We start from the raw sequence: 13,942 nt of genomic DNA, 5'->3' as shown, positions 1-13,942 counted from the left end.
CTCTGCGATGAGAAATTACGCTACATGGTTTGAACCCGTCCAACCCGGTCTGCTTGGTCGGGCGAATTATTCATCGGCGCAAACGCTATGTTTGCGTCAATGAATCCGGCACCAGCCGAACTGACGCGGCGATTCGATAAAACCCGTAAAACCTCCGGGCATTCATCGTCGATTTACGCTATACTGTGTATTCATACAGTAGTCGCTCAATCGCTCTCCGCGGCACCTCGGCTAATCGTCGTCGCCGACGACCTAAACGACTAAAGTCCGATGGCTCACTGCGCTGTCCACATCGCAGCCCGCTGGCCGCGAAAAGAAAAAGCCGCCATACCCGACGTTTATCAGGCAATGCGGCTTGTTCTTTTCGCTAAGCTTACGTGCATACTGAATGAATCAGCGTCCCATTTATGATCGGTTTGTTTCCCGTTGAACGCCTCGAAAATCGGCGTCTTCACGTTTTGACAAATTCAATCACGTAAAGTACACGAAAACCTTGTCAGTGCGCAACCCGCACACAATATTTTTCATGTCTTTTACAGGTGAACCAGCGATAACCTCAACCGAAACGATCGCTGCGATAACGTTTGATTCCTTCCTCGTCTTGCTTGGTCTCCAAAAACAAGCGCGCAAAACAATGCGCATTACGTTACTACCATTCCGCATAAAGCCTTTATTTAAAGGCGATATTCGAAATCAGTCCTCCGCCGCGGTGATACGCAGCAAGTCCATCTTGCACAGCCACGCGAGTCCGCGCAGCAAAGTCGGCCGGTCGCACGGTCCGAGCGCGTCGAGCAGCTCGTCGACCTGCATCGGCCGCGATTCGATCGATCCGAAGATCTGTCCAAACTCTTCCAGCGTCGGCAGCGACGCGTGCGCGAAGCGGTTGATCGCGAGCTCGCGATACTGGCGCAGCAGCGCGAGCGATGCGTCCGGCGCGAGTTCCACCATCGACGCCGGCGTGATCCGCAGCGTCGGGTAGGTGGCGAACAGCTCGAACGGATCGAGCCGGTCCGGCACGACCGCCGGCAGCGCGGGACCGAGCGCCGCATCGGCGCGGCGCCGTTCGTCGAGCTCGCGCCACAACGCGCGGTAGCGTCCGAACACGACGGCCCAATCGAATTCCGCGCGCGCACGCCGGCGTGCGTTCTCGCCCAGTTCGCGCCGCAGCGCGGCATCGCCGGCGAGGCGCGCGCAGGCCTGCGCGAGGGCCGGTCCATCCACGGCGACCGCCTGGCTCGTATGGCCGCAGTACGCGTCGTAGCTGTCCACGCCATCGTCGTAACGCTGCGCGAGATCGGGGCCCGCGCCCGCATCCGGCATCACGGTCGGGATGCGGTAGCCGTCCACGCCGTCGCGCACGGTGTCGCGGTAGCCGTTCCAGTCGCTGACGATGCACGGCAGGCCCGCCGCCATCGCTTCCAGCGGCGTGAGGCCGAAGGTCTCCTGCACGTTGTCCGCGAGCGAGATGAAGACGTCGGCGGCGGCCCAGGCGTCGAGCCGGTTCGCCGCCACGCGGCCGTCCAGCACCGACAGCGTCACGGACGGGCACAGTTGCGCGGCCGCCTCGTGGAAGGCCTTGTCGATGGCCTCGTTGGCGAACCACCCGCACAGCACCAGGTGCACGCGCCCACCGCCCTGCGCCGCGGCTTCGAGCGCCGCGAACATCTGTTGCGGATGCGCCTTCGCGTGGAACGACAAATGGCCGAGGAACAGGAACGCGACGTCGCCGGTTTCCAACCCCAGGCGCCGGCGCACGGTGGCGCGGCGGGATGCGTCGATGTCGAAGTCGGCCGCGTGCACGCCGAGCGGGATCAGGGGCAGCTGCGGCAGTTCGAAGCGCTGGGCACCGAGGCGCGCACTCAAATACTCGGCCTGGCGCTCCAGCACGCGGCGCACGCTGTCGCGCACGACGCGCGACGTGCAGATCACGGCATCCCAGCTGCGCACGGGCGCCACGAGCAGGTTGGCGAGGCTCGTCATCACGGCGTGGCTGGCCGTCGTGTGCGTGATGCCGCACAGGCTGTAGCGGCGCTCGCCGAGTCCCTGGCGGCGCCACGCGAGGCGTTCGATGCCGGGCGCGGGGTGGTACAGCGTGCCGTAGCGCTCCAGGTCCTGCGGGCGGCCCTGCGCGATCCAGTCGACCTGGCCCTTGTAGCCGGACTCGCGCAGCAGGCGCTCGCCTTCGGCCGCGTGGGCCTGGCCGCCGGCGAAGCAGCCGACCGACTCGAGACCGGGCGCCGTCGCGATCGCACGCAGCAGTCCGGCGCCGGCGGCCTGGCGTCCCATCAGGCGCGGGCCCGATGTCGAGTAGCCGTCGGGGGCGTAGTGGAAGGCGAAGCGGTCCGTCATGCGACCTCCTCCGTGTCCGCGCGCTCATCCAATGGCGTGAGCAGGTCGAGGTAGACCGGCAGGCCCACCGTTTCGAAATCGTAGCGCGTGCGCACCGTCTCGCGTCCGGCCAGGCCGACGTGGGCGATCTCGTGGCGGCGCGCGATGAGGTCGAGCGCGCGGTCGGCGAGCAGCGCCGTGTCGAAGAACGGGGTCAGGAACCCGTTCTCGCCGTCGCGGATCACTTCCCGCACCGGCGCCGTATCCGAGCCCAGCACCGGCACGCCGACGGTCATCGCTTCCAGCATCGACCAGGACAGCACGAACGGATACGTCAGGTACACGTGCAGGCTCGAGACCTGCAGCGCGCTGCGGTAGGTGGCGTACGGCACCTTGCCGAGGAAGTGCACGCGCGACCAGTCGACGGTCTCGGCGCCGCCGTCCAGCTCGGCCTTGAGCGCGTCGCGGTAGCTTGCATGGCCCGGCGGCGGACGGCGGCCGTAGCTGACGCCGTCGCCGCCGATGACGACGACCTGCAGCTCCGGATTCCCGGCCAGCAGCCGTGGCAGGCTGCGCATGAAGACGTGGAAGCCGCGGTAGGGTTCGAGGTTGCGCGCGACGAACGTCAGCACCGGCTGCGCGCGCGTGAGCACGGCGCCGCCGGGCAGTTCCAGCCGCGCCTGCGGATCGGGGCTCAGTTGCTGCGTGTCGATGCCCTCGTGGACTTCGCGGATCTTGCCGCGCAGTTCGGGCGGGTGCACGCCGCGCTGCCACGCCGTGGGCGCGACGCCGTCGTCGGCCGCGAGCAGCGACTGCATCAGCACGGAGTTCTTGATGCGGATGCGCAGGCGGTCGTCGAAGCTCACCGGATACTCGGGATCGAAACCGACGTCCAACCCGCTTGCCGCCCACCAGAACTCGCAGAACACGACGAGGCGCGCCTGCGGGAACACGTCCTTGACGAACAGGGCCTCGCCCCAGCCGGGGTGGCACACGACGACGTCGGGCGCGAAGCCTTCCTGCTTCAGCGCCACGCACGCGCGCGCGACGGCCTGGCCGCGGCGCACGCAACCTTCGAAGTGGCGCAGGTAGTGATGGGTCTTCTCGCCCGGACCGTCCGGCCTGGCGTAGCCGATCGTCCGCACCTTCGGTCCCAAGGGCTCGCGCCGCACCGCGGTCTCTTCGCCGATCGCGACGACGTCGAAGTCGGGCCGCGTCTGCAGATACCGCATCAGCCGGCGGAACTGGCCCGGCAGATTCTGGTGGATGAAGAGGACTCGGGTCATGACGTTCGGTTCGCGTGACGACGACGACAAGTTGGAATTGAACGCATGATAGCCTCAGACTCCGCGTCGTGGCGCGACGCACGTACAAAATCGTGAAGAATGCGTGCGTTGGACCACGCTAGATGGCATCAACGTATCGTCGAAGGTACGCACCAAGGCACATCGACCGCGGGTGCGTGCGTTGCGCGGTCGCGGCGGTAGATGTGGAAGGTCCAGCGTCCATCGGCGCGCGCGTGGCACATCGTGCATTCGTCCCGTGCCGCCACGGCCTCCACGCCGGCACGTTCGCGCTGGCGGCGCACGATGGCGGGATGGTCGAGGAGCGGGCTGGTGAACATGACGGACTGCGGAGGGCAAGGCCGAAGTGGCGGCGGCATGGCATGGCGTTGTACCATGGACGCTCCTTCACAACGCCGCCACCGTCATGCTCCCCCTGCTCAATCCGCAGCCGCGCGTCGGCGTGGTACCGATCTTCGACGACCACCGCTGCGTCATCATCGACGACTTCATGCTGGAGCCGGAGGCACTGGTCGACTTCGCGGCGAACAACCACATGAATTTCCAGGACCTGGCGGGCAACTACTATCCGGGTCCCGAACTGCCGCTCGGCGGCGCGCTCGCGGCGCGCATCCAGGACAGCTTCCTGCAGCACGCGCGCGCGCCGCTGGGCGCGCGCCGCATCCTCGACATGAAGAGCCGCCTGTCGCTCGTGACGCGCCGCCCGCAAGACCTGCTGCCGGGCCAGCGCCTGCCGCACCGCGACTTCACGGGCCTGCCGGCCGGCGTCGGCGTGGGCGCGATGGTGCTGTACCTGTTCAGGGACGAGCGCTTCGGCGGCACCAGCTTCTTCAAGCCGAAGGTGCCGGAGCCCGAGATCGCGGCCCTGGAAAACGATCTGAGGCGCCACGAACGGGCCGGCGCGGCGATGCCGGACGTGCCGCCGACCTTCGCGATCGCGTCGAGCCGCTGGTTCGAAAAGGTGCTGACGGTCGAACCACGCTACAACCGGGCGATCTTCTACAACGGCGGGATCTTCCACTCAGGACACATCCACATGCCCGAGCTGATGGTCGGCGACCCGCGCACGGGGCGCCTCACGGCGAATGCGTTCTTCCAGCTGCGCATGGCCGCCGGCTGAGCGTCGCTAGCCCCGACCCTCGGTCTCCCAATACGGCGGTTCGCCGAACGCCGCGCGTAACCAGGCGCCGAGCGCGCGCAGCTTCGCGGACGGATGCTGGCCGTCCGCGTGCGCCATATAGATGTATTCCTGTTCGGCCTCGACGCCGACGTCGACAACGCACAGCGTCCCTGCCTTGAGCGCCCCGCTGACGATGAACACCGGCAGCAGCGCGATGCCCAGCCCGGCGAGTGCGGCGTCGCGCATCATGTCGCCGTTGTTCAGGACCAGGCTGGGCCGCGCGCGCACGATGCGGGTCTCGCCCTGCTGCGCGAAGCGCCAGTCGGCCGCGCCGCGGTGCGTGTAGAAGATGCCGCGGTGGTCCTCGAGTTCGTCCGCTGAACGGGGTGTGCCGTGCCGGTCCAGGTACGCGGGCGCCGCGACGAGCACGCGCCGGCTCGTCGCCAGTTGCCATGCGACGAGATAGGTATCCGCGATCGGACCGTGGCGGACGACGGCATCGAAGCCGGCCGACGTCGCGTCGACCCGGCGGTCGTCCAGCTCCAGCGTGAGCTGGATGTCGGGATGCTGCGCGAGAAAGGGATAGAGCGCGGGACCCAAGTGCATGCGGCCGAACGTCACGGGCGCGGCGATGCGCAGCGGGCCGCTCAGCTGTCCGCGCCGCTCGGCCAGGTCGGCCGCGGCCTCCTGCACGTCGCGCACGATGCGCGCGGCGCGCGCAAGGAACGCGGCGCCGTCCTCCGTGAGCGACAGTTTGCGCGTGGACCGCTGCAGCAGGCTGGCGCCGAGCGACCGCTCCAGCTCGACGAGACGCTCGCTGACGACGGAGCGCGACACGCGCAAGCGGCGCGCCGCCTCGCTCAGGGAACCGCTTTCGGCCACGGTGACGAACGTGGCGATGCCTTCCAGTTTCATGTCTGTTCACCCTGTTTGTTCGGCGTTTCCGAATTGCTGTTGCGGTATTTGGCGACTAGTCCGGCTGCTCATCCTAAACCATACTGGCCTCCACCCCAACGCCCGTCAACCCAGGAGATCCTCATGTTCCCACGCATCGCAACGGCCGCCGCCGCACTGTCGCTGTCTCTGGCGCTCAGCCATCCCGCCACCGCCGCCGTCCAGCCCTTCCCGCCGGCGTTCAAGGCGCAGACGATCCAGGCCGGCGACGCGGCCCTGCACGTGGTCACCGGCGGCCACGGCCCCGCCGTCGTGCTGCTGCACGGCTTCGGCGACACGGGCGCGATGTGGTCGCCGCTTGCCGCCCGCCTGGCGGCCAGCCACACCGTCGTCGTGCCGGACCTGCGCGGCATGGGCCTGTCCTCGCACCCGGCCGGCGGCTACGACAAATGGACGCAGGCCGGCGACGTCCGCGCCGTCCTCGACAAGCTCGGCATCGACCACGCGGTCGTCGTCGGCCACGACATCGGCACGATGGTCGCCTTCGCCTACGCCTCCCGCTATCCCGACAGGACGGACCGCCTCGTCGTCATGGACGCGCCCGTGCCCGGGATTCCGCCGTGGGAACAAATCCTGCGTAATCCGCTGCTGTGGCATTTCTCGTTCGGCGGCCCGGACGCCGAGCGCCTCGTCGCCGGCCGCGAGCGCATCTACCTGGACCGCTTCTGGAACGAATTCGCCGGCGATCCGAAGAAGGTCGACGAAGCGACCCGGTCTTATTATGCGAAGCTGTACGCCCGCCCCGGCGCCATGCACTCGGCCTTCGCGCAATTCCTCAGCTTTCCCAAGGATGCCGAGGTCAACCAGAAAGTCGTCGCGAATAAACTGCCGATGCCCGTGCTGGCGATCGGCGGCGCCAAATCGTTCGGCGCCAACGAGGCGGTCGTAATGCGCAATGCGGCCACCAACGTCACCGAAGTGGTCATTCCGGATGCGGGGCACTGGCTGATGGAAGAGGCGCCGGAGGCGACGATGGCGGCGATCCAGAAGTTTGCTGCGGACGGAAAATAAGAAATCCCGCCAGGTGGCGGGCGTGTCAGCGTGCCGCCGCCCTGGTCTCCCATACGAACGCGTGTGCGCGCATCCCGTTGCTGCCTGGCGCGGGGCGAAGACGGGAGAGTGCCTCTCACATGCGATTCATGGTGCTCTCCCGCTTGCTACCGCCGACATCGCCTTCTAACAGGAATCGGTCATGGCTTTGACCGGCTCGATCTGGATAAAGTCATGCTTATCGTTGCCTCCACTGAGCGTGGACCCGGCAGGCACATCGATCAGGAAGCGTCCCATGCAGAATGTGGAGGTGGTAGCGGCACCGTGTGTGTCATGGTCGATAGTCTGGAACTGCCGGATACGGCCGTGCAGGCGCCAAGCGCTGCGCACGTGGCCATCACGAGCGCAGCCAACAAGAACGAGACCGATCTATTGACCGCTGAAGTTCCCGATCGTCGCAATCAAGGCGGCGCCGCAAGTCGTCTTGTGCCCTTCGTAAGCGACCGCGACACCGTCGATGACGTGGTGCGGGTCGCCCTCGGCAATGACGCAAACGGTATGTCCCGCGATCGGACAACTGCACATGTCGCCCACGCGGGCCACCGCGATGCCGTCAACCGTGAAATGTTGCGCACTCACGCTCACGACCTTGCCACCGTGCGACGTGGGATCCCCAAGGCGAATCACATTGGGCATCGGTTACCCCTTATCTTGGTGCGACGATCCGTCACCAAGGCCATGAGCGTCGGAACTTGCGTTGCCTGGTGCGGCCTGCGCGATCGACTGCGGCTTTGGCACCTCGGCGTCGTAATCGACCAGTTTCCACACGGTCGCCGTACGATACGAAGGACGCGCTCCCTTGAGCTTTTGCCACAACGACGATTCGCCCAACATGGTCACCTGCGGCATCGTTTCCCCCGCCGTGAAGTACTGACGCGCACCGCCTTCGATCTCGCCGGCCTCGCTGGCTTGCCACCAGCCCGTCTGCGGGCACGCGCGACCGGTCGCAGCAAGTTCTCCGAGCGGAAGGCGCGGATGGGGTTGAGGAGAGACGTCACTGGTCTTCACGGTGTCGCCTGTAGGACGCAAGCGGAAACTGTTGAGGACGTCGTCCCACAGCTTCATCGCCTGTTCGTCAGTCAGGCTTGTTTTTTGGGGATTGCCTTTGCGATCCGCATGACCGGTCGATAACTCGATCTTGATGGCAGGTGTCTCCAGCGTGCCCTCGCCCTGAGTTTCCCAGACAAACGCGTGTCCACGCATACCTCCACTGTTTGGCGCCGACGCGAGATGTTCCTGTCCCTTGTACGGTCCAACCTGCCGATTGCCTTTACGTAGAATATGTATTGATGTGGCAAGATTACCGAGCACCTGCGTCATCCCCCCCATGCGTTCAAGCAAAGGCTTGTCATGCTTATATTTGGCAAGAGGGTAAAACCATACCGATAGGATCGTATCGGGATGGTCGGCAACGCGAAAGTCCACGCCAGCCTCTTCATTTTCCCATTCTGAATTTGCGATTAAACCGCCGTCAAAGCAGTATCCAGGCTCACTGGGCATTTCTGTTTCAGAACGAGAGCGCAGACGAGAAAGCACTTTGCCCATGTTTTCCATTCCAACTTTCTGCTTATCGTCGTCGACGCTATCCTTCAAAAGAAATCGATGACCGCCAATCCACCGGTATCCAAAAACGACAACTTGGGCAGTGCTTGCATCAGACTTCCATGAAGAAAATATTCGCGTGGTCTTCTCGGGCTGCACAGACTCAAGTAACATGCTCTTTTTTGTCCGACCATTGATGGACGATTTTAAAATTGATTCATGCGCAGTTGTTTCCTTCTCGAATTCTTCAAGCGACATGGTCTTTACCGACTCAATGGCAAGGAAGTCGTACTTGTAATTTCCTCCAGTGAGTTTAGAGCCAGCAGGAATATCGATCAGAAACCGGCCGACGCAAAAAGTGGATGTAGGTGATGAAGGTGCCGTGCTCACGTTATTATTTGCCATGACGAATAGATGAGGGCGATTTGGAGCGGCAACGCAAGCATTAGGGCTTACAGAGAACGCTGCCGCGAAAGCAAGAAGAAATAGACCGTACGTTTTCATGTCTTAGGTAATTTTTGCTTTAACCAGCTAGAACTGGAGACAATTTTTACAATGGAATATAAGGTAACTGACTGGGCAAGCTTCGCTCCATATGAACCTTGGTGATCGTAGCTTTCATGACCCTTTCTTTTGCCTTCATGTCGGAAGATCTGAACTACATACGGGGTCGGTGCAGACCCAGACTCCGCCGGGACGGTACCGTCCCCTGGCCCTTGCGCCTTCTGAATTTCAAACCCGTGCTGATTTTTTTCATCAAACGATAATTTGATGGAGCCATTTAAATCATCAGCCATCAATAGCGCACGCTTGAGATCACCAGCAGCAGCCTTAGTAGCTTTCCAGTGCACTTCGTTCCACGCCAACTGTTTAGCATCGGCACCGTAGTATGCATAAGTATTAGGATGGTATTTATCCGAAATAAAATCCTGAAGCTTTCGTGCATCATCCATATTAACTAAAAACTTCTTGAAATCAGATTCCCGAGAATTTTCCCCGACGATCTTCCTTCCTTCCCGCTTAGCTTCTTCTTTTTCCCACCTCCCTACCGGGTCGATCAGCTCTTCCTTTACCAACCTCCACCAACTTTCAGTATTATTTAAATAAATCTCTCCATAAGGATCTTCATCGCCAAGCAAAGTATCGACTTCTTCCGACAGCCCTTGCATATTTACCATTGCATAGCTTACACGAAGCCAATGTCTTGGCCCTTTTTCAGTTTGTGTTTTATACTGTGCAGTAGGTAACAACTCCAATGGCCCTGGTGCATTGGCCATAACTGCTGTACACTCGGCCCCATTTCTCCCTAGCAAGACTTGCTCTACCCCCTCAAAACCGGCCCGAATACGTTTATATGTCGCGGGCGCACCGATCGCTGGCATGACGCCATGCACAATACCTAGGATACGATCTGCCACACCGGGAATTTGGGCACATGCTCGTCCAACGAGGCCACCCATGCTATGCGTAACGATTATAACTTTGTCGCAGATTTTTCCCTTACTGCGATAATGACCAGTAATGCGTTCAATTTCCAGCGCTAAGTGTTCGCCGGATTCTTTATTACTTCGAAGCCAGTTATAGCCGACGGCATGTACCGGATAAAGAACGTCGGCGGCATCACGCAGATGCTCTTCCTGCAACGGCGTGAACGGTTTCTGCGCACCGAGCTTCGCTGCATCCTGCTGGTCCATCACCAGTGTTTTCCATGTCGCGGTAAGCTGTTTGCCTTGGGTGTCCGGATCAAAAATAAGTGCGAGGCACTTCTCGAGCAACGAAAGTATCCCCCCATAGCTCTTACCGTACAACTGTCCCCAGCCTCGCCATTTGGCGCGTTCGGCGTCAGTCGTACCAGGGGCAATAGCCAACAGTGCCTTGCTGGACTCATCCGGGTGCGCTGGTCCGTCATCGTCCACTTCGGTATTGTTTGGATCGAGCAGTTTTTGCCGGTCAGCGGCTGACTTATTGAGATGCTTGAGCACGGTGACGAGGCCTTCCCAAGTACTCTCCGGGGGAAACCACGCTGATGCATCTCTGTTCTTCACTTTGAGACGTGTCCCCATAATGCCCGGCACGAACAAAATAGGTACGACAAGATCCGGTGTCGTCAGGCACAACGCACGAACCTTCAGATTGGTACCTGTAAGGACAGACTGCGCGGTATCGTTGCCGTGTTCGTCCCAGCCGGTGCCGACCAGGCGGGTAGCGGTATCGGTATCACTCATGGGTTACTCTTCCATTACTCTTTCAAAAGGGTCAGGCGCGCGATCTTCAGCGCCATGTCCCGTGCCAGTTCGGTATGTCCGTTCTGATCGGTGACGCCTTCGATGGTGCGGCCGTCGTCCAGGTCGATCCGGTAGCGTTGATTGGCGTGCGGGCGTCCGCTGCCGCGGCGGGCGAGCACGAATCGTTCGTCCGTTTTCAGCGTACTGACGGGAAGTTCGACACCGGGCGGCGCGCCGCCTCCCGGCCCCACGTGCGCGAACGTCGACGACTTGATGGTGTGCGCCCCGCTGCTCTGCTGCGTGATGGCGCCGCCGCCGATGTCCACCTGCGCACCCTGCGCCACGAATCGCACCTTCGGCGCCTGCAGCACGATCTCGTCGGCGGCCGTCAGCACGATGCGCTTCGCCGACGTGAGTTCGATGTCGTCGCCATGCGTCTGCAGTTCCAGCTTGCCGCTGGCGGCGATCAGCTTGATGCCCAGGCGATGCGCGAACAGGCTGATGCTTTCCGAGACGCGCGCCAGTAGCCGCTTGCCGACGGAGAACTGGGTATTGCCGACGCTGACCACATCGACGTGCGTCTGCGCGCCGAGCGCGATATTGTTCTGGCTCGCCATCGCCATGCCGGCCGGTGCGGACAGTGCGACGACAGGCTGGCCGCCTCCGTCCGTGATGCCGCTCGCGGTATTGGTGCCCGCTTCCCATTGTTTCAGGTGACCGAGCAATTGCTTCAGTTCGTGATCGTCCGTGTCGTCCGCGTGATGCGTCGACGACAGTTCGGACAGCTGGCGTTGCACGCCCTGCAGCACTTCCATCAAGCCGACCAGTTCGGCGCGATCGAGTTGCTTGCCGCCGGCTTGCGTACGGGCGTCGGCACTGATCAGGACACCCTTGGCACCGCGCACCGCGACGGCATGGTCGCTGCGCAGTTCCGCGCCTTCGCCGCGTGCCTCGCCCTTGCCCTCGCTGCGAGGATGCGTGAGCCAACCCAGGTTGAGCTCGCTATGACCGTGTTCCGAAGACAGCTGCGCGTTGATCTCGCCCGGCGTATCGTCCAGCCGCAGCTGGTTGTAGCGGGTCCCCTGCACTTCCTTGCTCTTGATCCCGGCAAGGTATTTATTGCCGGGCAGCGTGCCCGTGTGGGTGAACGACGGCGGCGGCGCCGTGCCGCCATACACTTGCGCCACGATGATCGGCTTGTCGGGGTCGCCGCCCAGGAAATCGACGATGACTTCGTCGCCGACCCGAGGCAGCGTGATGGTACCCCATTGGTTACTGGCCCACGTGCTCGCCACGCGGACCCAGGCGGAGTCGCGGTCGCTGTCGCTGGCACCGGCGTCCTGCGCATGGCCGTGGTCTTCCGGCCGGGTGCCAGGAAAGCGCACCTTGACCCTGCCATGTTCGTCGCAATGCACCTCTTCGCCCGCCGGCCCGACGACGCGCGCGCTTTGCAGGCGCGGTCGCGGCAAATCGGCCCGGGGATCGAACGCGGGTACGATCGGAATGCCTCGGCGTACGCACGAAAAACGGTTCGTGTAACGCATGCCGCGCTCCATACTGGCTTGCTGCAGCGCGTCGGCAGAAGGTCCGTCATCCCAGCGGCTGAGGGCAAACAGCCGCCGGACCTGGTCGTCGATGGTCTTGGGCAGATTGTTTTCCGCCTCGACCTCGAGCCGGGTCACGACGAATTCGCGTTCGTTCTCGGGATGTGTATCGATCTCGGGATGCCCGGTCAAAGCGACCCATTCGCCGACGCAAAGCGCGCGTACGCTGCCTTCGCCATAAAAGCATTTGGATTCGTATTCGTGGCGCTTCATGCGCAATTCGCCGAGCTTGCGGTAATCGTCACCGTCCTCGCCCGCATGCGGCATGTCGATCAGATAGTCGTCCAGGCTGGCTGCGAACTGGTTACCCGTTTTCCCCTGGTCGATGCGCGACGACGTATTGCTCGTCATCGGACGGGATTGCAGGTAATCCCAACTCTGGCGTGAGACATTGCCCGGCTTGAGCGTGCGCACGGCATTCCAGGTGATGACTGTGTCGCCTTTTTCCGTACCGGCGTCGCGGTGATAACGCACCGTCCCGGCGGCATTCTGCGGCAGCGTGAAGGCGTCGTCGAACAGCACGAGAGAATGGGCCGGCGTTTCCTGGTCGTGCGCCTGGCTCGCCCGTCCGGGGCGCATGCACCATGCGATGCCGCGCCGTTTCCACAAACGCCGCAAGAAGTCGGCATCGGATTCGTTGTGCTGCATGGTGAATTCGCGGGCCGGATAAGTGTTGATGATATGCGACCAATCGACGTCGAACGCTTTTGCCAGCACCGGATTATTCTGGCGCCACTCGTCGAGAATGACCTCCGTGATATCCAGTTCGTTCCGGTTCCGGAAGACGCGGGTATTGGTCCGGTGCTCCATCAACGCCAGAGCATCGCGCACCACCAGTTCGTACGTCGCCAGGCCACCGTCGCTCTGGCCCGCTGCCGCTTGTGCCACGATGCCGCAGACGGCGCGCACATCGCCGCGATCCGTCACGAACTGGAGTTCGACGGGCAGTGTGATGAATTCCTTGAGGGGCAAGCCGGCATGCGTCGATACGCACAGGAGCCGGTATTCCAGGCCGCCACACATCGCTTCATTGCCGGTGACACGCTTGACCAGCAGGACATCATCGAGCACTTGCCGCTCTTGAGACAGTCGTAAACGGATGGGGCGATTCGCCTCGGAGAGGCCGGCAAATGCTTCAATGAGATCCTTGAGGTTCATGCAAAACTTCCTTGCCAGGCACGGTCGGATAAGTCGGTATATTGAGTGGAGAAACCGACACAACCATATATGTTATTTCGAATCAATAGAGACTGTCCATGCGCACGATTCGATTCGGGCAAATATTCCATCCATTTTCTAAGCCCTTGATTTTCCAGAATAATTCTGAATTAATATCCATTGCACAGAATCATATTTATTTTCCTTTTCGACATTAAAATGACGTATCTTGAGATAATTCGTGAAATATAAAAAAGCCGGAATGCGTGAATAATCGCGGCGGCAATTCCGAGTCATTATGCCGAGTTCATGCCGATCGATTTACAGAATGCAGCACACTACAGCCCAAATAAAAAAGCCCGCCGATCGGCGGGCTTCGTCACGTGAGCGCTGCAGGAATCAATCCCAGTTCAACGCCCCACCGGTCTGGTACTCGGTCACGCGCGTCTCGAAGAAGTTGCGTTCCTTCTTCAGGTCGATCATCTCGCTCATCCACGGGAACGGGTTTTCCTCGTTCGGGAACAGCGCGTCGAGGCCGATCTGGACGGCGCGGCGGTTCGCGATGAAGCGCAGGTAGCCCTTGAACATGGCTGCGTTCAGGCCCAGCACGCCGCGCGGCATCGTGTCTTCGGCGTAGCGGTATTCCAGGTCGACGGC

The 13,942-nt window shown here is 62.1% G+C and carries 11 protein-coding genes; 2 read left to right on the top strand and 9 right to left on the bottom strand.

Translation table 11 applies throughout. The features are described from left to right. Positions 1-693 precede the first annotated feature (693 nt). The 3 genes from QPK29_RS27165 to QPK29_RS27155 all read right to left on the bottom strand — a co-directional run bounded on the left by QPK29_RS27165 (position 694) and on the right by QPK29_RS27155 (position 3,952). The gene (locus QPK29_RS27165) at positions 694-2,349 is read right to left on the bottom strand and encodes a glycosyltransferase family 4 protein (RefSeq protein ID WP_371768942.1); all 1,656 of its coding nucleotides are present in this window, start codon (positions 2,347-2,349) and stop codon (positions 694-696) included. Then, positions 2,346-3,614, bottom strand: a complete 1,269-nt coding sequence (locus QPK29_RS27160) for a glycosyltransferase family 4 protein (RefSeq protein ID WP_371768941.1) — start codon at positions 3,612-3,614, stop codon at positions 2,346-2,348. Before QPK29_RS27160 ends, QPK29_RS27165 begins: the two co-directional genes overlap by 4 nt. Positions 3,615-3,742: 128 nt before the next feature. Beyond that, positions 3,743-3,952, bottom strand: a complete 210-nt coding sequence (locus QPK29_RS27155) for a hypothetical protein (RefSeq protein ID WP_056129900.1) — start codon at positions 3,950-3,952, stop codon at positions 3,743-3,745. 86 nt (positions 3,953-4,038) lie between these two features. On the opposite strand from QPK29_RS27155, the gene QPK29_RS27150 reads away from it, so the two are divergent. Further along, a complete protein-coding gene (locus QPK29_RS27150; protein WP_371768940.1) occupies positions 4,039-4,752 on the top strand; it encodes a DUF6445 family protein in 714 nt (237 codons plus the stop codon). 6 nt (positions 4,753-4,758) lie between these two features. Here QPK29_RS27150 and QPK29_RS27145 read toward each other — a convergent pair whose 3' ends face one another. Then, on the bottom strand, positions 4,759-5,667 hold the full coding sequence (locus tag QPK29_RS27145) for a LysR family transcriptional regulator (RefSeq protein ID WP_371768939.1): 909 nt from the start codon (positions 5,665-5,667) through the stop codon (positions 4,759-4,761). A gap of 123 nt (positions 5,668-5,790) precedes the next feature. Here QPK29_RS27145 and QPK29_RS27140 point away from each other — a divergent pair, with 123 nt between their 5' ends. Further along, positions 5,791-6,717 carry an alpha/beta fold hydrolase gene (locus QPK29_RS27140; RefSeq protein WP_371768938.1) on the top strand — a complete coding sequence of 309 codons (927 nt, stop codon included), beginning with the start codon at positions 5,791-5,793 and terminating at the stop codon, positions 6,715-6,717. 408 nt (positions 6,718-7,125) lie between these two features. On the opposite strand, the gene QPK29_RS27135 is transcribed toward QPK29_RS27140, so the two are convergent. The 5 genes from QPK29_RS27135 to QPK29_RS27115 all read right to left on the bottom strand — a co-directional run. Beyond that, positions 7,126-7,392, bottom strand: coding sequence for a PAAR domain-containing protein (locus QPK29_RS27135; protein WP_371768937.1), 267 nt, complete (start codon positions 7,390-7,392; stop codon positions 7,126-7,128). A gap of 3 nt (positions 7,393-7,395) precedes the next feature. Continuing rightward, positions 7,396-8,703 (bottom strand): T6SS immunity protein Tli4 family protein, encoded by a 1,308-nt coding sequence (locus tag QPK29_RS27130; RefSeq protein ID WP_400189869.1) that lies wholly within the window; start codon positions 8,701-8,703, stop codon positions 7,396-7,398. 95 nt (positions 8,704-8,798) lie between these two features. Next, positions 8,799-10,523: an esterase/lipase family protein gene (locus QPK29_RS27125; RefSeq protein ID WP_371768935.1), complete on the bottom strand. Its 1,725-nt coding sequence runs from the start codon at positions 10,521-10,523 to the stop codon at positions 8,799-8,801. Positions 10,524-10,537: 14 nt separating this feature from the next. After that, positions 10,538-13,285: a type VI secretion system Vgr family protein gene (locus QPK29_RS27120; RefSeq protein ID WP_371768934.1), complete on the bottom strand. Its 2,748-nt coding sequence runs from the start codon at positions 13,283-13,285 to the stop codon at positions 10,538-10,540. A gap of 399 nt (positions 13,286-13,684) precedes the next feature. After that, on the bottom strand, positions 13,685-13,942 hold a 258-nt coding region (locus QPK29_RS27115), incomplete at its 5' end, for a ribonucleotide-diphosphate reductase subunit beta (RefSeq protein WP_400189868.1).

The organism is Massilia orientalis, from assembly GCF_030411975.2.
GTDB lineage: Bacteria > Pseudomonadota > Gammaproteobacteria > Burkholderiales > Burkholderiaceae_D > Telluria > Telluria orientalis.
The sequence above is the reverse complement of the archived record's forward strand: the minus strand, read 5'-3'. Positions and strand labels throughout refer to the sequence as shown.